Here is a 22,933-nt window from a genome sequence, read left to right on the forward strand (position 1 = left end):
TTCCTTTAAAGGAACCGGTAAATATTCAGAATATGTTTTCAGATAAAGCCAACCAAATATTCAACGAAGTAGTTGAAAAATATCATGAGATCAATACTGTGGGGCAGGAATTCCACAATCCCTATGATGAAAAGGAGCAGTTGCTGGAGCATTTGTTGTACCGCAAATGTTGGATTGATACTGTGCAATGGCATTACGAAGACATTATTCGTGACCCCAACATAGATCCTGTTGCGGCCCTTAAGCTAAAGCGCCAGATCGACGCATCCAACCAGGATCGCACAGACATGGTGGAGTACATTGACAGTTACTTTCTTGATAAATACAAGGACGTAGAGCCCAAACCAAACGCTACTATTAATTCCGAAAGTCCCGCCTGGGCAATTGACCGGCTCTCGATCCTTGCCCTTAAGATCTACCACATGAATGAAGAGGCAAATCGCGTTGAGGCGGGGCAGGAACACATGATGAAATGCCAGGCAAAACTCGACGTGTTGCTCGAACAGCGTGTAGATCTTTCTACGGCTATTAATCAACTTTTGGAGGATATCGCCAACGGAGACAAATACATGAAAGTCTACAGGCAGATGAAAATGTACAATGACGACGAGCTTAACCCTGTTCTAAGAGGGGCTAAAAAATAGCATTTTTGGATGGAGAGACCGCGCCACATCTTAGTTATTCGCCTTTCGGCAATGGGAGACGTGGCGATGATGGTGCCGGTACTCAAAGCTTTTACTGAAAAATATCCCGATGTAAAGCTCACCCTGCTTACCCGAAGATTTTTTGCGCCTCTGTTTGAAGAAATACCCAATGTTGAGGTTTTTGATGCTGAAGTCAAAGGCAGACACAAAGGTATCGCCGGACTCTATAAACTTTCTTCTGAACTTCTGGATCTAAAAATTGATGCAGTAGCCGATCTTCACAATGTACTTCGATCAAATATCCTGAAACTTTTTTTTAAGCTGAAGGGCCTACCGGCACGACAAATAGACAAGGGCCGCAGGGAAAAATCTGCTCTCACCCGAAGTAAAAACAAAGTTTTCAGGCAGCTGAAATCTACCCATCAACGCTATGCTGATGTTTTTGGGAAGCTTGGATATCCCCTGGACCTGGCGTCAATAGAACTCCTGAAAAAGCAGGAATTGCCGCAGAAGGTTATGCAAATTACAGAAGAACCCACAGGAAAGTGGATAGGAGTTGCCCCTTTTGCCCAACATGCATCTAAAGCCTATCCGGAAGATCTCATGAAGGAGGTTTTACAGGAGCTCCAAAAAGAGGAAAATCTTAAGATATTATTGTTCGGTGGTGGACCGGTAGAAACCGGAAAACTTGCCGCCTGGGAATCTGAATTCCCTAATGTCATCTCTGTTGCAGGAAAGTTGATGTTTAAGGAAGAACTGGCTCTTATCTCTAATCTTGACCTTATGATCTCTATGGACAGCGGCAATGGACATTTGGCGGCCAATTACGCTGTTCCGGTGATCACTCTGTGGGGGCTCACTCATCCTTACACCGGTTTTGCTCCCTTTCGCCAGCCCCCAACAAATTTCCTTCTGCCCGATCTTGAAAAGTATCCCGCTATTCCCACCTCGATTTATGGAAAAGACATTCCGGAAGGATATGAAGAGGTAATGAGAAGCATTCCTCCGCAAAGGGTAGTTCAAAGAATAATGGAAGTTCTGGAGCAGAATTGAAATTTCAAGCACTAAGCACCAAGCACCAAAATCCAAATTCCAAAAAAAGATAAAAACAAGAGGCTTCAAAAATGCCATTTTTGAAGCCTCTTGTTCTAATAACTACCGTCTACCATCTACCGTCTAAAGACTAACCTATACATCATCATAATCCACCTTTAGCGTTGCAGAAGTTGGGTGTGCCTGGCAGGTTAAGATAAGGCCTTCCTCGATTTCGCTATCCACAAGAATGGAGTTCTTTTCCATTTCGGCGGTACCTTCTGTTATACGGGCGACGCAGCTGCTGCAAATCCCACCCTGGCAAGAATATGGCACGTCGATGTCATTATCAAGAGCCATTTGTAATACAGTCTTGTTCTTTGGCATCGTTAATGAAAATTCTTCTTCATCAACTTTTATAAGAAGCTCTGTGTCACCTGAAAGATCTGATTTTACCTGGCCTTCTACTTCGGTATTGAAAAGTTCAAAAAGGATCTTTTCTTTTTTAATGTTGTTGTTCAGGAGGATCTCGGTCACGTTATTGATCATATCTTCAGGTCCGCACAAGTAGAATTTTGTGAAGCTAACGTCCTTGAACCTGTTCTTCAGCACATAATTCACTGTGCTTTGGTCGATCCTTCCATAATGGGATTCTTCTTCTTTGGTGCGGCTGTAAATGAATTCGATGAACAGCCTGTCCGGGTGCTCCATTTGCAGTTTCAGCAATTCTTTAAAGAAGATGGTATCGTCGGGAGTTTTATTTCCGTAGACAAGCACGAACCGGCTGTGCTTTTCCACCTGTAGGACCGTTTTGAGAATAGACATTACAGGAGTAATTCCGCTTCCGGCAGCAAAGGCAGCATAGGTGTGCTGGTGGCCGTCCTGTTCCGGTTCAAAAATGAACTTTCCTTCGGGCGGGTGAACTTCGAGAACATCGCCGGCTTTTAATTTATTATTTGCCAGGACAGAGAAGGTGCCATCTTTTACTTCCTTCACAGTCACCCTAAAGGTTTCGTCTGTTGGCGGAGTGCAAAGGGAATAGGCGCGGCGCACTTCTTTACCATTTATAGTGGTTTTAAGCGTAACATATTGTCCTGCTTTAAAGGAAAATTCCTTTTTTAATTCCTGTGGTATTTCAAATTCAAGGCTAACTGCCTCTTCTGTTTCCCTGATGATATTTTTGATCTTTAGCGGAAAGAATTTGCTCATTTCTCTTGGGTATTTGCGGCAAAAGTACAAAGTATGTGAATTTATTCTTGTAACAAAATCGTAAATTTCCCTACTTGTAGTATAAAGCAAAAGGATGTATAAAGACTTTATTTCTCTACAGTGGAAAGCTTTTTACCGCTCGGCCAGTTTCGGGAAGAGCCTCGGTCTAAAGATCTTCATGGCGTTCATTGCCATTTACTTTTCACTGGTATTTTTACTATTGGGAATAGGCTTGCATCCATTGCTGAAAGAAGCTTTTCCTGCAGAAGAACCTTTGCAGATAGTTAACCGTTTTTTGCTGGTATATTTTGCCCTTGAAATGATCATGCGTTTTATGTTGCAAACGCTGCCGGTGATGACAGTTAAACCTATGTTGTCTCTGCCTGTTCCGAAAGAAAAAATGGTGAATTATGTTCTTCTGAGATCTTTATTCTCATTTTTCAACTTTTTGCCCCTTTTGCTGTTCATTCCTTTTGCAGTATTTACCTGGTATGCAACCGATCTTTCCTGGGTCTCAGTACTGGCCTGGGCAGTAGCTGTCATCTCACTCGACCTGAGTGTGAATTACTTCAATTTTCTTCTCAAAAAGAGATTTGTAGATGATCTCAAAGCCCTGCTTCCCTATATCTTGATCGCACTTATCTTTTTTGGACTGGAGAATTACGGAATTTTCAGTATCACCAAGGTTTTTGGTGCCGGACTGAATTATGTGTTGGAAATGCCATTTTTGGCTCTCCTGCCTTTATTGCTTCTTTTCGCCTTATATAAATGGAATCAAAAAGTATTAAAAAGCAGGTTCTACCTGGATGAATCTCTCAAAGGGAAAGTAACTGAAGCAAAATCTCAGGATTTTCAATGGTTGAGAAGATTTGGAGATATTTCGACATTTCTTCAGCTAGACCTTAAAATGATTTGGCGTAATAAGCGGCCAAAGACCCTTATTTTTATTTCGTTGCTCATCATGGGCTACGGAATGATCTTTTATCCGCAGGAAACATATCAAAACATGCCCTCCATTTTTGTGTTTGTCGGGATCTTTATGACAGGTATCTTTATGATCAATTTCGGCCAGTTCATTCCTGCCTGGGATTCATCGTACTATTCTATGATGATGGCACAGAACATTCCGCTAAAGCAGTACCTCAATTCCAAAGCTGCTTTGATCACCTTCAGCATAGTCATACTCACAATTCTCACTACTCCTTATGTGTTTTTTGGATTAGACATTCTTTTGATCAATATTGTTTGTGCCATCTATAATATCGGGATCAATGTGCCGGTGCTATTGTTTGCAGGATCTTATAATAGAAAACGGATCGATCTTGAAAAAAGCCCTTTTATGAACTACCAGGGGACAGGAGCGGCGCAGTGGCTGGTGGGACTTCCACTGGTGATCCTTCCTATTCTACTTTTTTGGGCCCTCAATAAATTTCATTCTTTTGAAGCCGCTTTGTTAGTACTGGCAATTTTAGGTCTTCTAGGGATCATATTCAGAAAGGGAATTATGGAGCAGGTGACAGAATCATACAGAAAAAATAAATATGCCATGATCAATGGTTTTAAACAAACAGGTGAATAGGATGATAACAGCAACAAACCTTTCTAAAGTATACGGCGGCACAAAGGTGCTGGAGATCGATCATCTTGAAGTTCCTCGTGGCCAGAGCTTTGGGTTGGTAGGAAATAATGGAGCGGGAAAAACCACTTTTTTCAGCCTTTTGTTAGATCTTATTCAGCCTACAACAGGGAATATTTTCAACAATGAAATCACGGTAAGCCAAAGTGAAGCGTGGAAACCTTTTACTTCTTCATTCATTGATGAAAGTTTTCTCATTGGATACCTTACCCCCGAAGAGTATTTTAATTTTGTGGGGGAACTGCGTAACCGGAATAAAGCCGATGTTGCTGCTTTCCTTCAGAATTTTGAAGAATTTTTCAACGGGGAGGTTTTGGGAAGAAAGAAATACCTGCGGGATCTCTCAAAAGGAAACCAGAAAAAAGTCGGGATTGTAGCTGCTTTAATAGGTGACCCTGAAGTTGTGATCCTCGACGAACCTTTTGCCAACCTCGATCCCAGCACACAAATACGACTAAAAGCTTTAATTAAGGACCTCACTGCCGATACAGATACCACTTTCCTTATCTCCAGTCACGATCTTATTCATATTACCGAAGTTTGTGAACGCATTGTAGTGTTGGATAAAGGTCTTGTGGTGAACGACATCAAAACTTCAGAAGCTACTTTAAAGGAACTGGAGCAGTATTTTGCAGGTGGATATGCTAAAGAGGTAGGATAATGGTAGTAAGGATATGGCACGGCTATACAACACTTGAAAATGCAGATGCCTATGAGGAGCTGGTAACCTCCAGAATCTTTAAAGACATAGAGGCAAAAACGGGTGAAGGATTTAAAGGTGTTGAACTGCTGAAAAGAAAACTGAGCGAAGATGAAGTCGAATTTACTACCATGATGAGGTTTAAAGACCTTGAGACCATAAGAAAACTAACGGGAGAAGATTATGAAACCGCCTACGTGCCCCGGGAGGCCAGGGAGCTTCTCTCGAGATTTGACCAAAAGGTAACTCACCTGGAGGTCGTGCATTCTCAAATTCCTTAGTACGGGTCCCTGAGATATCCTATCAACAGCAGCTATTTGCCGGGAAAAATTACCTATTTTTACCCTTCCACAATAATATTTGCGGCACTTATAAGTTATTGCTAATAAGAAGAATCTGTTGATTTGGAAAAAATTCTAAAGGCCACTGCCATTTTACTCCTGTTGGTTGCCTTGACGGGCTGTTCGAGAAAGAAAAATACCTTTCTTAACCGCAACTGGCATGCCGTTACGGCCGAATATAACACCTTGTATAATGGAAATCTCGCACTTGATCTTGGAATTGAGGCGCTTAACGAAAGCTATCTGGACAACTACTGGCAGATCCTTCCGGTAGAGCGAATGGAGATAAGAGAGGAGGTCATGGCTCCAGGGGAAACATTGAACCCTAATTTTGTCGTAGCCGAAGAAAAAGCTGTAAAAGCTATCCAGAGGCACTCCATGCTCATAGAAGGATCTGAAAAAAATCCTCAGATTGATGAGGCTTATTTATTGCTGGGAAAAGCCAGGTATTACGACCAAAGGTTTGTGCCGGCGCTGGAGGCTTTTAATTATATACTTCACAAATATCCGCTTAGTAATACCATCAACGAAGCCAGGATCTGGAGAGAAAAGACCAATATGCGCCTGGAATTTGATCAATTGGCGATTAAGAACCTCAAGAAGATCCTGCAAAGTGAGCGGCTTGAAGAGGATAACCGGGCAGAGGCTTCTGCCATGCTTGCCCAGGCTTACCTGAATATCAATGCCCCCGACAGTGCACTGGCTCACATTCGTCGTGCTGCCAATCTTACCGGTAACGATAACAAAGAAGGCCGCTACTGGTATATTACCGGGCAGCTATATGACGTGCTAGGAGAACCCGACAGTGCCTCCTATGCTTTCGATCAGGTCATTGATCTCAACCGAAAGATCCCACGCATTTACCTGGTGAATGCCATGATAAGGCAAATCGAATATACGAATGCTACCGCCGGAGAAAAGGCTTTGGTGCTGGAGCAACTAACAGAATTGGCCGAAGATAGGGAGAACAGGCCTTACCTGGACAAGATCTATTTTCAACTGGCAGAGTTCCACTATCAGCAGGATTCTTCCCGGCTTGCTATTGAATATTATAATCGTTCCCTGCGCAGCCCCTCGAACAACAGCTATCTGCAGTCCCTGGATTATCAAACCCTCGGGAACATTAATTTTGATGCAGCTAATTATGAGATGGCGGGAGCTTACTATGACAGCACCCTTACTAAACTTTCTGAGAATAGCAGGGAATACAGATTGATCAAGAGGAAAAGGGATAACCTGGATGATGTTATCTACTATGAAAATATGGCGGAGGAAGCTGACAGTATCCTGTATTTAGCCTCACTTACAGAGGAGCAGCAGTTAGAATATTTTAAGGATTATACTACAAAACTAAGGGAGCAGGCCACAAGTGAAACGCAAAGACCGGCGCAGGAGGAGGCGGCACAAAAATTCTTTGAGAACAAGCGTCCGGCAATGCCCGGAGTACCAAATCCCGGCTCGTCCTTTTACTTCTATAATCCTACTGCAGTGGCTTATGGAAAACAGGAATTTTTCAGGTTATGGGGCGACAGGGAATTGGCCGATAACTGGAGGACACGCAGAATAAGTGGTGGAGGGGAAGACCTTGCAACAAGCGGAGTGAATGACCTTATAGAAAACGACCCCAGGTTTAACCCTGAAACATATATTAGTGGAATTCCCACGAATCAGGCTCAACTGGACAGCATAAAAGGTGATCTTAATTTTGCCAGTTACCAGCTGGGCTTGATCTATAGAGAAAAATTTAGTGAGAACGAGTTGGCTGCAGAAAGGCTGGAGTTCCTGCTACAAAATGATCCTGAAGATCGGCTACTCCTGCCTGCCAAGTACAATCTCTTCAAGATCTATACTGATCTAGGGATGACCGCCCGGGCACAATCCCTCAAAAATGACATTTTAGTAGCCTATCCCGATTCCCGGTATGCTGCCATTATTTCTAATCCTGAGAGTCTCCTAAAGGATGAAAACAATCCAACCTCAGTATATGAAGAGCTTTATGGAAAATATGAAGATCAGGATTTTGTTGAGGTCATAGCCGGAACGGAAGTGTACATCAATGAATTTGCCGGGGACGAGATCGTTCCTAAACTGGAACTTCTAAAAGCAATGGCCGAAGGACGGCTTTATGGATTTGAAAAGTATAAGGAGAGCCTTAATTACGTTGCATTAAATTATCCTCAAAGTGTTGAAGGTAAGAAAGCTCAAGAAATTTTGAATAAAGCTTTGCCTTCGTTGGCATCGAATCAATTTATCTCTGACTCCACAGCAAATTCCTTTAAACTTGTCTTCCCATTTGAAAAGGTTGAACAAAAGCAGGCAACAGAACTAAAGGAGGAAATTGCAGCTGCCCTTGAGGATTTCAACTATACCGGAGAAGTATCACTGGATGTTTACGATGGTGAAAAAGATTTTGTTGTGGTCCATGGTTTTACCTCCGTGGCAGGCGCAAAAACTTTCGCGCAGCGCTTAACCAACGATAAGAAGTACGGCGTTAACAAAAAATATTTCTATATTTCAACCCCAAACTACCGGATCGCACAGATCCACAAAAACATTGAAACCTACTTAACTTCATTAAACACCCCCCCACAGTAATGTTTAAACAGGAAAAGGCAAAATCGACATCAGAGAACAGCAAAGACCAGAACAAGATCTCCCATGGGACCAAGATTACCGGGAATATTGAATCCAAAGGTTGCTTCAGAATAGATGGATCTGTTGAAGGAACCGTAAGATCTGCTGCCAAAGTGGTAATTGGTAAAGATGGATCTGTCAATGGAGAGCTGGAATGTGAGAATGCAGATATTGAAGGTAAATTCAATGGTACTCTTAAGATCTCGGGAACCTTGAGCCTTAGAAGTACGGCAGTGATCGAAGGAGAGGCTACAGTATCAAAGTTAGCTGTTGAACCGGGAGCTACTTTTAACGCCACCTGTACAATGAGAGGTGGTGTAAAGGCCATTCGAAATGAAAGAGGAGAAAGACAAAAACAAGAACAGTCAGCTTAAGAACTGGGCTATCCTTACAGGCATTGCATTTCAAATGGGTGCCACGATATTTATTTGCGCATGGATAGGTAAAAAGCTCGACGAGAGATATCCAATGGAGAAGAATTGGTTCACCATTGGTTTTGTTCTTTTTGGACTGGTGGCTTCTGTCTATGTTGTTCTTAAACAGCTCAAACGCTACAATAATTGAATCCTTTAATTCTAAAAGACCTTTTTAGGTTCTCTATTCTTCTATTCTTGACAGCGGGAGTAAGCTATGGTTTGCACTATGTCATCTTCACCCACCTCTATCCCGATCGTCCACTTGATCTTTTGAATTTTGCCTATAAATTCAATGTGGGTATTACTCTTTTGTTTACTTCCACTATAATACTGGCCAGTGAACACCTAAAGGAACAATTGGGATTTATTTTTCTGGTAAGTGGAATGGTGAAGCTGGGTATTTTCTTTTATCTTATAAAAACATCGGGATTTGTTCTGGACAAATCTGTCTTTTTGCATTTTTTTGTTCCTTATGCTCTCTGTATTATAGTGGAAATCATCTATATCTCGAAAATCCTAAATCGCACTAACTTCTCTAAAGACAAGTAATTACGGCTGTTTGCCTTCAAAAAAACAATTAGGGTTCTTAGGCTGCTTATTTTTATATAATTATGTACATTTGCAGCCAAATTAAAGGACTGTAATTTACCCGGAAAATGCAAAAGGAAAACGTTGCGAAGTTTTTATTAGCCTGTCTTTTAATGTTTGTGAGTTTCAACTCTCAGGCATTTGGTGTTAAAGAACCTCAGGAAGGTGAGGATGCAAAGGTCAATACCGAAGAGGAGATCGAGGCATATATAGATCATCACCTACAGGATTCTTACTATGTAAATTTCTTTTCAGATGGGGAGACCGGAGCGCACTACGGCTTTCCGCTTCCTGTAATTCTTTGGGATGACGGGCTAAAGATTTTTTCTTCAGGGAAGTTTCACCATGGGGAAGATCTCGTGGAAATTGATGGTCAACATTACAGACTTTATCACTCTCACATCTATAAAACCGATGCAGAGGGAACCATTCATTATAATGAAGCCGGTTTTCCTGAAAACGAAAGGCCCTGGGATTTTTCGATCACAAAGAATGTTCTAACCATGATGTTGGTTGGCCTCCTGATGTTTATTCTTTTCAGTCAGCTTGCAAAAACCTATAAGAACAGACCAATTCCGAAGAAATTCGGGCGTGTTCTTGAACCACTTGTGCTTTATGTTCGCGATGAGATCGCAAAGCCAAACATTGGCAAGAACTATAGAAAATATACAGGTTTCCTTTTAACAGTATTCTTCTTTATCTGGATCCTGAACCTTTTGGGAATGACTCCGCTTGGGGTAAACGTTACGGGAAATATTGCTGTGACCTTCGCTCTTGCGCTTGTTACTTTCATAATTGTACAGTTCAGCGGAAATAAAGATTACTGGAAACACATTTTTTGGATGCCGGGAGTACCTGTTCCTATGAAGATCATTCTTGCGCCTATCGAGGTGCTGGGGATGTTCACCAAGCCTTTTGCGCTTATGATCCGACTTTTTGCCAACATGACTGCGGGTCACGTGATAGTAATGACGCTGCTTGGTTTGATCGTTGTCTTCCAGAACTGGATCGCAGGACCTGCTTTCTTTGGATTCACAATCTTCATTTCGGTTATAGAATTGCTGGTTGCTTTTCTTCAGGCATATATCTTCACCCTGCTAAGCGCCTTGTACATAGGTATGGCAGTTGAAGAGCATGATCATCATCACCCTGCCGATAACGAAGACATTCCGGTATTGTAGTATAAACATATTTAAGAGTAAGTTTAATTTTTAATAAATAAGTAATGGAAGAAGTTTTGAACTTAGATTTGATTGGAGCTGGTCTAATTATTATTGGAGCTGGTTTTGGTCTTGGTAAGATTGGTAGCGCTGCAATGGAAGGAATTGCACGTCAGCCAGAAGCTGCCGGAAAAATCCAGACTGCAATGATTATTATCGCTGCACTTTTGGAAGGTGTTGCTTTTGCTGCTCTTTTCGCAGTTTAATCAATCCAAAAAAACATCAGGCTTTGCAGCGGTTGGCTGCAAGGCTTGATTTATTACAAAAAAATTAAACGATACAAGAAATAAAATAGAATATGGAAAAGTTAGTCAACGATTTTTCTTTTGGATTGTTTTTCTGGCAGATCATTATCCTGGTCGTGCTAATTGTTTTGCTGAAAAAATTTGCCTGGAAGCCCATTTTAGACGCTCTTAACGCAAGGGAGCAGGGAATACAGGATGCACTTGATTCTGCTGAAAATGCACGTAAAGAAATGCAGAACCTGCAGGCCGATAATGAGAAGTTGCTACAGGAAGCCCGTATGGAGCGTGACAACATGATCAAGGAAGCAAGACAGATCAAAGAAAAGATGATCTCTGAAGCTAAGGAAGATGCACAGAGAGAAGGAGAAAAAATGATCCAGCAGGCAAAAGCAACTATTCAGACTGAAAAGAATGCAGCCCTTGCCGATATCAAGAATCAGGTGGCTACCTTATCAGTTCAGATAGCTGAAAAAGTTGTAAGAGAAGAGCTTTCTACCAAAGCCAAGCAGGAAAAGCTGGTTGAGGATATGCTTGATGATGTTACTTTAAACTAAAAAGATGCAGGGAAGCAGAGCAGCCGCAAGATATGCCAAAGCGCTTTTAAGCCTGGCCAAAGACAAGAATGTTACTAAGGAGGTGAATGAGGATATGAGCCTTATTAGTAACACTATCAAAGATAGTGGTGATCTTCAGGCATTTTTGAAGAGCCCCGTTGTTAAGAATACGATGAAGAAAAATGCCCTTTTAGAGATATTTAGATCTGTGAATGGTGTTACTTCAGGTTTGTTCGCAATCTTGATCGAGAACAACCGACTGGATATTCTTCCGCTTGTAGCAAAAGAATACAACCGACTTTTTGACGAAATGAACGGAGTGCAGGTAGCAAAAGTGACCACTGCAATACCTTTGACTCCGGCTCTTGAAGCTAAGATTCAGCAAAAAGTAAAGGAACTAACAGGTCATGAGGCGAAGATCGAGAATATTATCGATGAGAGCATCATAGGAGGTTTTATCTTAAGAGTGGGCGACATCCAGTATAATGGAAGTGTTAGTGCTCAACTTACCAACCTCAAAAGAGAATTACAGAATAACACATACGTAGCAAAAATTTAATTAAAACCGTTGCCCTAGGGCGCAGCATTTTATTCTAAATAATTATGGCAGAAATTAATCCGGCTGAAGTATCAGCAATATTAAAGAAACAACTTTCCGGGTTTGAGGCTAAGGCTTCCCTTGACGAAGTAGGTACAGTTCTCAACGTTGGGGATGGTATCGCTAACGTCTACGGACTTTCCAATGCACAATACGGGGAGTTAGTTGAATTTGAAGGCGGATTGGAAGGAATTGTACTTAACCTTGAAGAAGACAACGTTGGGGTGGTACTTTTAGGTCCATACAAACAAGTAAAGGAAGGAGCAACTGTAAAGAGAACTCAGCGTATTGCTTCTATCAATGTTGGAGAAGGAATTGTAGGACGTGTTGTGGACACCCTTGGACAGCCAATTGATGGTAAGGGTCCTATTGAAGGTGAGACATTCCAGATGCCATTGGAACGTAAAGCGCCGGGAGTAATTTATCGGCAGCCCGTTACCGAGCCGCTTCAAACAGGGATCAAGTCTATTGATGCCATGGTGCCAATTGGACGCGGGCAAAGGGAGCTTGTAATTGGTGACCGCCAGACAGGTAAGACCACTGTGGTTATTGATACGATCCTTAACCAGAAAGAATTTTACGATGCAGGGGAACCTGTTTATTGTATATATGTTGCTGTAGGACAAAAAGCTTCTACTGTTGCAGGTATTGCCAAGACCCTTGAAGATAAAGGAGCTCTTGCCTATACTACTATTGTTGCAGCAAACGCATCAGATCCTGCGCCAATGCAGGTGTATGCTCCTTTCGCAGGTGCTGCGATCGGAGAATACTTCAGGGATACTGGACGTCCTGCATTGATCGTTTATGATGACCTTTCAAAGCAGGCTGTTGCTTACCGTGAGGTTTCCTTGCTTCTAAGACGTCCACCGGGACGTGAGGCATATCCTGGAGACGTTTTCTTCCTTCACTCAAGACTTCTTGAGCGTGCTGCAAAAGTAATTGCAGATGACAGTATTGCGAAGAACATGAATGACCTTCCGGATGTTCTAAAAGATAAAGTAAAAGGTGGAGGATCGCTTACAGCACTTCCGCTTATCGAAACCCAGGCAGGTGACGTTTCGGCTTATATCCCTACAAACGTTATTTCGATCACCGATGGTCAGATCTTCTTAACATCCGACCTTTTCAACTCTGGGGTACGTCCTGCGATCAACGTAGGTATCTCTGTATCTCGTGTGGGTGGTGCCGCACAGATCAAGTCAATGAAGAAAGTTGCCGGTACGCTTAAACTTGACCAGGCACAGTTCCGTGAACTTGAAGCATTTGCCAAGTTTGGATCAGACCTTGATCCTGCAACGTTAAACGTTATTGAAAAAGGTAAGCGTAACGTGGAGATCCTTAAGCAGGCAGAGAACAATCCTTATCCTGTAGAAAACCAGATCGCAATAATCTATGCAGGATCTAAGAACCTGTTGAGAAACGTTCCTGTTGAGAAAGTAAGAGAATTTGAAAAAGATTATCTGGAATATCTTGATGCAAAGCACAGAGATGTACTTGATCAACTAAAAGCAGGTAAATATACAGATGAGATCACCGACACGCTTACAAACGCGGCGAAAGAAATCTCAGCAAAGTACAAAGCCTAAAATGCCAGTGCAGAGTTAAGAGTTATAAGTTATGAGCAAATTGGAAAATAGCCCAATTCGGATTAAAGTTTTCAATTTGCTTGTGACATTGTTTTCTTCACTCGGGCTTTAAAAAAAGAGAATGAATTTGAGCTGGCTTCTCAGCTTTTAAGGAGTGGAACAAGCATTGGAGCGAATGTGAGGGAAGCACAGAGGGGAGTAAGCACAAAAGATTACAAAAATAAATTTGGTATTGCTCTCAAAGAGGCTGATGAAACTAAATATTGGTTGGAGCTAATTGAGGCAACCTCAAATAAGGATTGCAAAGTTTTAATTGCTAAGTGTGAAGAGTTGATGAAGATTATGGTTTCAATAATAAAGAACTCCTAACTCAGAACTCCAAACTCATAACTACAAAAAATGGCCAATTTAAAAGAATTAAGAAGTAGGATCACCTCGGTTTCTTCGACCATGCAGATCACCAGTGCCATGAAAATGGTATCGGCTGCAAAGTTGAGTAAGGCACAGGATGCCATTACCGCCATGAGACCTTACTCAGAAAAGCTTTCTGAGTTGCTTCAGTCCCTCAGTGCTACCCTCGACAGTGATAAATCGAGTAAATATTCTGAGCAAAGGGAGGTGAATAAGGTGCTTATGGTGGCAATTTCCTCCAACCGTGGATTGGCAGGTGCTTTTAACTCTAACATCGTTAAAGCATCAAAGTATGTGGCTAATCGCGACTATAGTGGAAAGGATGTGCAGTTCTATACTATAGGGAAAAAAGCAACCGACATTCTTAAAAAAACCCACAACATCTATAAAACTGAGACTGCCATTTATGATGACCTCAGTTTTGAGAATGCCGAAGCTATAGCGCAGGAACTAATGAACCTTTTTGTTGAAGGACAATTTGATAAGATCGTTCTGGTATACAACCAGTTCAAGAATGCTGCTACACAAGAAGTGCAGACAGAGCAATTCCTTCCTATTGTACCGGTAGAAAAAGATGAAAACGTCACCTTGGATTACATCTTTGAACCGTCTAAAGAAGAAATTGTACTTGAGTTGATCCCAAAATCTCTAAAGATGCAGGTGTATAAAGCCCTGCGAGACTCTTTTGCTTCAGAACACGGGGCGCGTATGACTGCAATGCACAAAGCTACAGATAACGCTAAGGAGCTAAGAGATTCCCTCAAATTATCTTATAACAAAGCACGTCAGGCTTCCATTACCAATGAGATCCTTGAGATCGTTGGAGGAGCTGAGGCTTTAAATAAATAATTGAAAATACAGGCTGAAAATGCCATTTTTGAAACTCCGTGTCAGCAGATGCGGAGTTTTTTATTTTCCGTGGATTCAACCAATAGCTGTCTCGGTTTCCGGTTCTTGCTGCGTAGAGGTCATAGATCTAAAATTAATTGGTATCAAAATTGAAGTACTCTACCCTGAACTCTTAAACTTTAGGTTATGAAACCATTTTTTCTCTCCCTTTCGGCACTATTAATTCTTATGAGCTTTAGCAATTGTGCAAATGGAAAGCAGCTTCAGGAAGAGCCTCCTATGGTTGTAAAAGAAGCTTACTACACCACCTGGAAAGGAGGAGTGAGGGGAGCAGGCTCAGGTTTTAATTTATTTATTCCTGTAACTGCAGATGCAGAAATAGAAATGGATACGGTCTACTTCCGCGGAAGAAAGAGTGTACTTGAAAAGGAGCCTTTCGACCCTCATCTTTATGTCGCCCGATTCAAAAATCCCGGAGTGAATAAGGATTTTGTGATGCATAAGGATCCAAAAATGGAATATGGGAATGAACTTCCGGCAGTAATTGAAAAGATCCCGTTTGAATTGGAAGAGGGAGAAGCAGTAGTGCGATACACCAAAGACGGAGTAGAGAAGTTCTTCAGAATAAAAGATATCCAAAGGAGAGATGATGGAGAAGTGCGGCTAAAAAAGCCTGAAAACATTCAGCATTAATAGTACATTTGTGAGGAAATCACAAGCAGGAACTATTGGCGCTTTTTCAGAAGCTATTTAAACAAACCTTTATTTACGGAGTTGCCACAGTGGTGCCCAGGATGCTATCTTTCCTGCTCACGCCGCTGTATACTGAATATCTTCCAAAAGAAGAATATGGAGAAGTCTCCATAGTCTTTGCGTGGATCGTGTTCTTCAACGTAATTTTGGCCTACGGGATGGAAACTTCCTTTTTTCGATTCTTTCATAAGGAAGAACACCGGGAAAAGGTTACCGCAACCTCTAGTATCTCAATCCTTGGATCAACAGGGATCTTTCTTATTTTGGCCTTTCTGTTCCGCGACTCCATTGCAGCCGCGACAGATATTGGCTCCTACTATCTCAACTACGTCATTTTTATTCTTGCACTAGATGCCCTGGTAGTGATTCCTTTTGGATGGCTTCGTGCAAAGGAAAAGCCGGGTATTTATTCGGCAATAAAGATCGGGAACGTGGCTGTGAATCTCGGCCTGAATGTTTTCTTCATTGTATTACTTCCGCGACTGGCAGGGAATGACGGGTTTTTCGATTCCATATACAAACCCGATTTTGAAATAGCGTATATTTTCATAGCCAATCTCATTGCAAGCGCCCTAACTTTAGTGGTAATGCTGCCATTTTATTTAAAGTTGAAATACACTTTTGATGCGGGCTTGTGGAAAGAAATGGTAAAGTATGGCACTCCAATACTTCTGGCAGGTGTTGCTTTTGCAATCAATGAGGTAGTGGACAAAATTCTGTTGAACATCATATTGCCCGAAGGAATTGCCAAAGCCGAAGTGGGTGCCTATGCTGCCTGCTATAAATTGGCACTGTTCATGACTCTTTTTGCCACTGCATTCAGGATGGGCATAGAACCTTTTTTCTTCAGTCACGCCAGGGAGAAGAACTCAGCTATGACCTATGCCACAATCACCAAATATTTTGTCATTTTTGGAGCCCTTATCCTGTTGCTGGTAATAGTATTTTCCGATCTTTTAAAGGTCATTCTCATTCAGGATGAGTCATATTGGGAAGCCATGGTGGTCGTTCCTGTGATCCTGCTCGCAAATTTCTTCCTAGGTATTTACCACAATCTGTCGGTATGGTACAAAGTAAGCGACCGTACCCGTTTTGCTGCCTATATTTCGGGGGTTGGAGCTACTCTTACTCTGGTGCTTAACTTCTGGCTTATTCCGCACTATAGTTACGTGGGCTCTGCTATTGCTACTCTTGCGGCTTACGGGAGTATGATGTTGCTGTCCTTTTACTTCGGAAGAAAATATTATCCCATTCCGTATGACCTGAAGCGAATAGGTAGTTATCTGGTAATTTCCATCAGCTTTTCGGTCATTTACTTCTACCTTTTTAGGAATAATTATTACCTCGGAAGTTTATTAATTCTTATCTTTTTTGCCCTTATTTATTACGCTGAAAAAGATCAGTTAAAACAACTTTTGAAGAGCTCTTAGAAATGCCACTTCTGAAGAAAATTTTATTGAAATGAACGTAAAGATTATTAACAAGTCCGGTCATGAATTGCCGGCATATGAAACCGGAAGTTCTGCAGGAATGGACCTGCGGGCAAATATTTCTGAACCTGTGACTCTTGCCCCGCTGGCAAGAGCCATTATCAAAACCGGACTTTTTATTGAATTACCCGTGGGCTATGAGGCACAGGTGCGACCAAGAAGCGGACTGGCAGCCAAAAAAGGTATTACTGTACTGAATTCTCCCGGCACTATAGATGCCGACTACCGCGGAGAAATAGGAGTGATCCTGGTGAACCTTTCCAATGAAGAGTTCACAATCAACAATGGAGAAAGAATAGCTCAAATGGTCATTTCCCGACATGAGCATATCATCTGGAAGGAAGTAGACAGCCTCGAGGAAACTAGTCGGGGTGCGGGAGGCTTTGGAAGCACTGGTGTTTAAGTGAGGAGTGTTCAGTGCTCAGTTGCCAGTTTTACCAATTGACATTTGACAATTAACAATGAGCAGGGTTTTCAAATGTTCCCGTTCCTACGGAGAGAGGCCGGGGGAGAGAATGAACAACAAACCAAAAACCATAAATTAAAAACTAACAGAGCAGATTAAGATCTCACGTCTCAAATCTAATATCTCAAATCAAAAAACATGAAAATTATAGTTCCTATGGCGGGTCGCGGTTCGCGGCTTCGTCCACATACCTTAACAGTTCCCAAACCTTTAATTCCCATTGCGGGCAAGCCTATCGTACATCGCCTGGTTGAAGATATCGCTAAAGTTCTCGATGAGAAGATAGACGAGATCGCTTTTATCATTGGAGAAGACTTTGGTGAAAAAGTTGAAACCGACCTTAAGAACATAGCAACAACCCTTGGTGCAAAAGGCACAATTTATTATCAGGATAAACCTCTTGGAACGGGGCACGCTATAATGTGCGCAAAGGACTCTCTGGAAGGTCCTGCAGTGATCGCATATGCCGATACACTTTTTAAAGCCGATTTTACGTTAGATAAAGAAGCCGATGCGGTAATATGGGTGAAACAGGTAGAAAATCCTTCAGCTTATGGCGTAGTGCAGTTAAACGAGAAACGGGAGATCACCGACCTTGTTGAGAAACCATTTGAATATGTTTCAGATCTTGCTGTTATTGGGATCTACTACTTCAAGGATGTAGCGGTTCTAAAAAATGAACTGCAGGGAGTTCTTGATAACAACATCATTCGTGGAGGAGAATACCAGATCAATGATGGGATAGAAGCCATGAAGCAGAAGGGTGCCAGATTTGTTCCCGGCAAGGTTGATGAATGGATGGATTGCGGAAATAAGCAGGTGACAGTGGAAACAAATACGAGAATGCTGAATTTCCTTCAGGAAGATGGGGAAAAACTTGTGGCTTCGAATGTTGAAATGGAAAATTCTGAGATCATTGAGCCTTGCTTTATTGGAGAAAATGTAGTGCTCAAAAATGCCAAGATCGGACCTAATGTTTCTATTGGTAATGGCACTAAAGTGAAAAACTCGACCATAAAGAACAGCCTTATCCAAACCTTTGCTGAGGTGGAGAACGCGGAATTAAATAATGCAATGATAGGTAACTTCGCCAGGTTCAATGGTAAGTTCACAGAAATAAGTATTGGAGATTATTCGGTACTTGAATAATTTCCGAAGCATTTAAAATGCATGAAAAAACATCTTTACATAATCTCATTTTTGACCCTGCTGCAGCCCGGGCATCTTTTCTATGCCCAGGAGAAGCCGGTGGTAGAAATGGCGCAGGATGACCTGGGGGATGTAAAAGATGCTTTTCAGGAATTTTTTTTTGAAGCCCTTAAGCAAAAGGCAATTGAAAATCATCAAAAGGCGATTGATGCCCTGGTGCAAAGCCTGGCATTAAAGTCCGATGAGCCGGTGGTGTACCTGGAGCTTGGGAAAAACTATAATGCCTTAAGCAAATACTCACAAGCCGCTGTATATTTAGAGAAGGGACGCAAAGCAGCTCCCAAAAATGAGGGTATGCTTGAGGAACTTTACACAACTTATTTTCAAAGTAAGGAGTACGACAAAGCTCTGCCGGTGGTAAAGGATCTTGCGCGTCTTAATCCGGCATTTTCTGAGGATCTGGTAAATCTTTATATACAGAACGAGCAGTATGATGCTGCCCTCGCTCTACTTGATTCCCTAGATCTCAAAAAAGGATCCAGCACCTACAGGGAAAGTCTTCGACGGCAGGTTTATGCACGCACTAATAATGTGGAGGCCCAGATTAGTGACCTGGAGGAGAATATTGAAGAAGATCCTCAGAATGAACAGGATTATTTGAACCTCATATTTGTCTACAGTGAGAACGGACAGGTAGAAAAAGCTTTCGAGACAGCAAAAGAGCTCCTTGAAATGAACCCCGATTCACAACTGGTGCATTTGGCTCTCTACAAGTTCTATATTACTGAAAATGAATCGGAAGAGGCAGTAAATTCAATGAGGATTCTGCTTGAGAGCGACCAAATAGATGAAGTAACAAAGTATCAGGCCCTCAATGATTTTTTACTTTATGTTACAGAGACCCCATCTTTGGAAGCAGATTTGATACAGCTGGTAGAAGTGTTTTCAGAAAAAGAGAATAACAAAAAAGTATATAAGCAGCTGGGGACCTTCTTTATGGAAAAAGGAAATGAGGAACTGGCTTTAAATTATTTCAAAAATGCACTGGAGCACGAAAAGGATGATTTCGGCCTTTTTCGGGATGTAATAAAACTGGAAGCCGAAGCCCGAAATTTTGAGGAGGTGAACCGTCTTGCTCAGAAAGGCCTTGAGATCTTCCCGACACAGGCCTGGTTGTTTTTAATGACAGGAACTGCCAACAATGCTCTTAATGAATTTAAACAAGCTGAAGAAGCTCTTTTAACGGGGATTGACTATCTCATTGATGACCCGCAAACAGAAAAAGAATTTCAGAAGCAGCTGGCCATAGCATATCAAGGTCAAAACAAGACCGAAAAAGCCGAAGAAGCTCTGGACAAAGCTAAAAACCTAGAAAATTAGATCTTAATGACCTACAAAAATTTATTCGCCCTCCTTTTCGCAGCCCTCTTCCTGGTTTCTTGTAGCAGTACCCGAAAGGCCAAAATGGGAACTGTAGCCCCCGAAGATGCCGCCGTTGCCGCTGTAATTAATCAACACTACGAGAACGAAGTGGATTTTGAGACCCTGCAGGGAAGACTTAGCCTCGATTATCAAACCGAGGAGAGGAGCCAAAGTGTCACAGTTAATTTTAGAATGAAAAAAGATGACACTATTTGGATGAGCGGACAATTGTTGGGAATACCACTTGCAAAAGTTATGATCACTCCAAATTCAGTTCAGTTTTATGAGAAGATCACCAGGACATATTTTGATGGAGATTTCAGCTTGTTGAGTGATCTTCTTGGCACTCCTTTGGACTATGAAAAGGTTCAGAACTTATTGCTGGGGCAAACCATTTATGATCTTAGGGAGGAAAAATATATGTTGACCGAATCTTCCAGAGGATATCAGCTTCAGCCTGAACAGGAAAATTTTCTAAAACGAATGTTCCTTCTTGACGCGGGGAACTTCAAAGCTACTGCCCAGCAACTGGGGCAGGAAAGGGAAAACAGGAGTGTAACGGTTACCTATCCCGAATATCAAAAGGTACAGGGACAGCTGTTTCCTTCGCAAATCAAGATCATTGCAACACAAGGCGCCGAAAATACGCGTATCGATATGACCTTTAGAAACATTGAATTTAACGTTCCTGTTTCATTTCCTTTTTCAATACCTTCGGGCTACGAAGAAATTAGCATAGAATGAGAATAAAGATTCTATTACAGCATGCCCTTGTTGCGGGATTTTTATTAATAGGCCTTCAGGGATTCTCCCAGGTCGATAAGCGGGAAGAGCTTGAACAGCGAAGGTTGGAGTTGCAGGCAGAAATTCAAAGGATAAATTCGCTGCGTACCTCAAATCTTAAAAAGGAGAAATCCATCCTCACCGAAGTAGAGGATCTTGATCAACAAATACGGTCTACAGAGAATCTTATTCGCGTAACCAATCAACAGGCCAACCTGCTTACCCGGGAGATCAATACCAACCAGAACAGGATTGGGGCACTTCGTAAGGAACTGGAGCAACTTAAGGAGGATTACAGCAAGATGATCCGGCGCTCCTACAAGAGTAAATCTCAGCAGAGCAGGATCATGTTCCTGCTTTCTTCGGAAAACTTTTTACAGGCGTATAAGAGGCTTCAATACATGAAGCAGTATGCAAATTACCGGCATCAACAGGGAGAGGAAATAAAATTGCGTACCGAAGAACTTCAGAAGCTCAATCAAAGTTTGGCAGAACAGAAAAAGACCAAGGATAAACTTATAGCCGAAAACAGGCAGACTCGTGCCCAACTTGAAAAGAGTAGAAAAGAGCAGCAGGGACTTATTGCCGAAGTGCGTAAAAAAGAAGGTCAGTTTGCCACTCAGCTGAAAAGGAAACAGCAGGAGATCAATGAAATTGATCGCGAGATTGAAAGGATAATTGAAGAGGCTATTGCAGCAAGTAATGAAGGGGAAGATTCTCCCTCCCGCAGCGTATTTAAACTAACCCCCGAGGCCAAGGCACTTGCCGCCGATTTCGAAAAGAACAAAGGAAAATTGCCATGGCCGGTAAGAACAGGAACTGTTGTTCTTAGATATGGTACTCAGCCGCACCCGGTTGTAAAAACAGCTACCATGAACAGTAATGGGGTGAGGATCGCAACAGATCCTGATTCTAAAGCCCGCGCTGTTTTTGGAGGCGTTGTAAGTGAGATTATCGCTGTGAAAGGCTCGAGCCTAATGGTTATGGTAAGGCATGGAGATTACATCACCATTTATAATCACCTGGACTCTGTTGATGTACGCAAGGGGCAGGAGGTAGCCCTGGGGCAGGAACTGGGAAGTATTGGCGTAAATAAAACCGATGGCAGGACTACCCTTTACTTCGTTATGTACAAAAATAACCAGAAGCTCAATCCAGAAGAGTGGATTTATCAGATGTAAAAGATAGACCCCTTCGCTGCTGGAGCCAGGAACTAAGAACCAGGACTATTACCGTTAAATATCTATCCCGAGTCTAAAGCCAGGTTAGGAATAGGTCAGGAGGATTGGACTATCAGTAGTAAAGGACAACCACTTTGCTGCTGGAGCCAGGAACCAAGAACCAGGGCTTCGTAGAAGTTAAGGTGCTTTTCTCTAAACCTTTCCGGGTAAAGCTCCGGAGGAGCGAAATATTTTTAGAAACGGATTTGGAATAAAATAGGAGCTCCAGAGGAGCGGCATATTCCGGTTCAGTTTTAATTGCTTAGGAAGTGACAAACAATGCCTTTAACTCTGTCGCATCCTCAGGTTTCATCTTTCCTGCTAAAACAAGACTTAGTTGCTTACGACGTAATGCGGCTTCAAACCTTTTCTTCTCAAGTTCTGTTTCCGGTTCCAGCGGTGGAATATTTACAGGGGTTCCGGTTTCATCAACAGCTACAAAAGTGTAAATGGCTTCATTAGCTTTACTTCGTTTTCCGCTTTCCCGATCCTCTACCCAGACATCGATATAGATCTCCATCGAAGATTTAAAAGCTCTCGAAACCTTAGCTTCCACAGTAACCACGCTTCCAAGAGGTACGGCTTTGTTGAAGGCGACGTGATTGACCGAGGCTGTAACAACTATCCTGCGGCTGTGGCGCCTTGCGGCGATACTGGCTGCACGGTCCATACGCGCTAGCAGTTCCCCTCCAAAAAGGTTATTTAAAGGATTTGTTTCGCTTGGAAGTACGAGATCTGTTAGGGTAGTCTTAGATTCTTCAGGAGTCCTGGCTTGCATTGCTCAAATTTTCGGCAAAGGTAAGGTGCTTTGTTATAAAAGCCGTTAAGGAGATACTAAAAAAGTGGGCAGGGAGCAGTGGTAAGTAGGCTGTGTGTGATTAAGTGATCAGTGTTCAGTGCTCAGTAATCAGTGTTTGGTGTTACCTTATCTTAGGTACTGGAAATTTAGAGCTCATACTTTGAACATCACATTCGGAATGTTTGAAA

General features: G+C 42.2%; 25 protein-coding genes. 23 read left to right on the forward strand and 2 right to left on the reverse strand.

Annotated elements, in window-relative coordinates:
• Positions 1-32 precede the first annotated feature (32 nt).
• Both VR862_RS06920 and VR862_RS06925 read left to right on the forward strand, forming a co-directional pair.
• Entirely contained in the window at positions 33-644 is a 612-nt protein-coding gene (locus VR862_RS06920) for a DUF4254 domain-containing protein (RefSeq protein ID WP_324720224.1), read from the forward strand.
• Between the two features lie 9 nt (positions 645-653).
• On the forward strand, positions 654-1,697 hold the full coding sequence (locus VR862_RS06925; RefSeq protein WP_324720225.1) for a glycosyltransferase family 9 protein: 1,044 nt from the start codon (positions 654-656) through the stop codon (positions 1,695-1,697).
• A 135-nt stretch (positions 1,698-1,832) separates the two neighbouring features.
• On the opposite strand, the gene VR862_RS06930 is transcribed toward VR862_RS06925, so the two are convergent.
• Positions 1,833-2,885: a 2Fe-2S iron-sulfur cluster-binding protein gene (locus VR862_RS06930; RefSeq protein WP_324720226.1), complete on the reverse strand. Its 1,053-nt coding sequence runs from the start codon at positions 2,883-2,885 to the stop codon at positions 1,833-1,835.
• A 94-nt stretch (positions 2,886-2,979) separates the two neighbouring features.
• Here VR862_RS06930 and VR862_RS06935 point away from each other — a divergent pair, with 94 nt between their 5' ends.
• The 21 genes from VR862_RS06935 to VR862_RS07035 all read left to right on the forward strand — a co-directional run bounded on the left by VR862_RS06935 (position 2,980) and on the right by VR862_RS07035 (position 21,907).
• Positions 2,980-4,464, forward strand: coding sequence for a DUF5687 family protein (locus VR862_RS06935; protein ID WP_324720227.1), 1,485 nt, complete (start codon positions 2,980-2,982; stop codon positions 4,462-4,464).
• Between the two features lies 1 nt (position 4,465).
• Positions 4,466-5,182, forward strand: coding sequence for an ABC transporter ATP-binding protein (locus tag VR862_RS06940; protein ID WP_324720228.1), 717 nt, complete (start codon positions 4,466-4,468; stop codon positions 5,180-5,182).
• Positions 5,182-5,502 carry a hypothetical protein gene (locus VR862_RS06945; RefSeq protein ID WP_324720229.1) on the forward strand — a complete coding sequence of 107 codons (321 nt, stop codon included), beginning with the start codon at positions 5,182-5,184 and terminating at the stop codon, positions 5,500-5,502. Before VR862_RS06940 ends, VR862_RS06945 begins: the two co-directional genes overlap by 1 nt.
• Before the next feature lie 123 nt (positions 5,503-5,625).
• Positions 5,626-8,157 carry a type IX secretion system periplasmic lipoprotein PorW/SprE gene (gene porW / locus VR862_RS06950; RefSeq protein ID WP_324720230.1) on the forward strand — a complete coding sequence of 844 codons (2,532 nt, stop codon included), beginning with the start codon at positions 5,626-5,628 and terminating at the stop codon, positions 8,155-8,157.
• Positions 8,157-8,570: a bactofilin family protein gene (locus VR862_RS06955; RefSeq protein WP_324720231.1), complete on the forward strand. Its 414-nt coding sequence runs from the start codon at positions 8,157-8,159 to the stop codon at positions 8,568-8,570. Before porW ends, VR862_RS06955 begins: the two co-directional genes overlap by 1 nt.
• Entirely contained in the window at positions 8,530-8,760 is a 231-nt protein-coding gene (locus VR862_RS06960; RefSeq protein WP_324720232.1) for an AtpZ/AtpI family protein, read from the forward strand. The genes VR862_RS06955 and VR862_RS06960 overlap by 41 nt, the downstream gene beginning before the upstream one ends.
• On the forward strand, positions 8,757-9,161 hold the full coding sequence (locus tag VR862_RS06965) for a hypothetical protein (RefSeq protein WP_324720233.1): 405 nt from the start codon (positions 8,757-8,759) through the stop codon (positions 9,159-9,161). Before VR862_RS06960 ends, VR862_RS06965 begins: the two co-directional genes overlap by 4 nt.
• A 107-nt stretch (positions 9,162-9,268) precedes the next feature.
• Positions 9,269-10,381: a F0F1 ATP synthase subunit A gene (atpB, locus tag VR862_RS06970; RefSeq protein ID WP_324720234.1), complete on the forward strand. Its 1,113-nt coding sequence runs from the start codon at positions 9,269-9,271 to the stop codon at positions 10,379-10,381.
• A gap of 44 nt (positions 10,382-10,425) precedes the next feature.
• Positions 10,426-10,626 carry an ATP synthase F0 subunit C gene (gene atpE / locus VR862_RS06975; protein WP_281169110.1) on the forward strand — a complete coding sequence of 67 codons (201 nt, stop codon included), beginning with the start codon at positions 10,426-10,428 and terminating at the stop codon, positions 10,624-10,626.
• A gap of 92 nt (positions 10,627-10,718) precedes the next feature.
• The gene (locus VR862_RS06980) at positions 10,719-11,219 is read left to right on the forward strand and encodes a F0F1 ATP synthase subunit B (RefSeq protein WP_324720235.1); all 501 of its coding nucleotides are present in this window, start codon (positions 10,719-10,721) and stop codon (positions 11,217-11,219) included.
• A gap of 4 nt (positions 11,220-11,223) precedes the next feature.
• On the forward strand, positions 11,224-11,778 hold the full coding sequence (gene atpH / locus VR862_RS06985; protein ID WP_324720236.1) for an ATP synthase F1 subunit delta: 555 nt from the start codon (positions 11,224-11,226) through the stop codon (positions 11,776-11,778).
• Between the two features lie 44 nt (positions 11,779-11,822).
• Positions 11,823-13,403, forward strand: a complete 1,581-nt coding sequence (atpA, locus tag VR862_RS06990) for a F0F1 ATP synthase subunit alpha (protein ID WP_324720237.1) — start codon at positions 11,823-11,825, stop codon at positions 13,401-13,403.
• Positions 13,404-13,490: 87 nt separating this feature from the next.
• On the forward strand, positions 13,491-13,772 hold the full coding sequence (locus VR862_RS06995) for a four helix bundle protein (RefSeq protein WP_324720387.1): 282 nt from the start codon (positions 13,491-13,493) through the stop codon (positions 13,770-13,772).
• A 30-nt stretch (positions 13,773-13,802) separates the two neighbouring features.
• Entirely contained in the window at positions 13,803-14,663 is an 861-nt protein-coding gene (gene atpG, locus VR862_RS07000) for an ATP synthase F1 subunit gamma (protein WP_324720238.1), read from the forward strand.
• A 186-nt stretch (positions 14,664-14,849) separates the two neighbouring features.
• On the forward strand, positions 14,850-15,356 hold the full coding sequence (locus tag VR862_RS07005; protein WP_324720239.1) for a hypothetical protein: 507 nt from the start codon (positions 14,850-14,852) through the stop codon (positions 15,354-15,356).
• Between the two features lie 35 nt (positions 15,357-15,391).
• A complete protein-coding gene (locus tag VR862_RS07010; protein WP_324720240.1) occupies positions 15,392-16,846 on the forward strand; it encodes an oligosaccharide flippase family protein in 1,455 nt (484 codons plus the stop codon).
• Positions 16,847-16,877: 31 nt separating this feature from the next.
• Positions 16,878-17,309 (forward strand): dUTP diphosphatase, encoded by a 432-nt coding sequence (gene dut, locus VR862_RS07015; protein ID WP_324720241.1) that lies wholly within the window; start codon positions 16,878-16,880, stop codon positions 17,307-17,309.
• 201 nt (positions 17,310-17,510) lie between these two features.
• Positions 17,511-18,521, forward strand: a complete 1,011-nt coding sequence (locus tag VR862_RS07020) for a sugar phosphate nucleotidyltransferase (RefSeq protein WP_324720242.1) — start codon at positions 17,511-17,513, stop codon at positions 18,519-18,521.
• 21 nt (positions 18,522-18,542) lie between these two features.
• Positions 18,543-19,901 (forward strand): tetratricopeptide repeat protein, encoded by a 1,359-nt coding sequence (locus tag VR862_RS07025; RefSeq protein WP_324720243.1) that lies wholly within the window; start codon positions 18,543-18,545, stop codon positions 19,899-19,901.
• Positions 19,902-19,907: 6 nt separating this feature from the next.
• Positions 19,908-20,687, forward strand: coding sequence for a lipoprotein insertase outer membrane protein LolB1 (gene lolB1 / locus VR862_RS07030; RefSeq protein ID WP_324720244.1), 780 nt, complete (start codon positions 19,908-19,910; stop codon positions 20,685-20,687).
• A complete protein-coding gene (locus VR862_RS07035; protein ID WP_324720245.1) occupies positions 20,684-21,907 on the forward strand; it encodes a murein hydrolase activator EnvC family protein in 1,224 nt (407 codons plus the stop codon). The genes lolB1 and VR862_RS07035 overlap by 4 nt, the downstream gene beginning before the upstream one ends.
• Positions 21,908-22,208: 301 nt before the next feature.
• On the opposite strand, the gene VR862_RS07040 is transcribed toward VR862_RS07035, so the two are convergent.
• Positions 22,209-22,724 (reverse strand): acyl-CoA thioesterase, encoded by a 516-nt coding sequence (locus VR862_RS07040; protein WP_324720246.1) that lies wholly within the window; start codon positions 22,722-22,724, stop codon positions 22,209-22,211.
• Positions 22,725-22,933: the final 209 nt, after the last annotated feature.

It is taken from the genome of Salinimicrobium aquimaris, from assembly GCF_035607535.1.
In the GTDB taxonomy this organism is placed as follows: Bacteria; Bacteroidota; Bacteroidia; order Flavobacteriales; family Flavobacteriaceae; genus Salinimicrobium.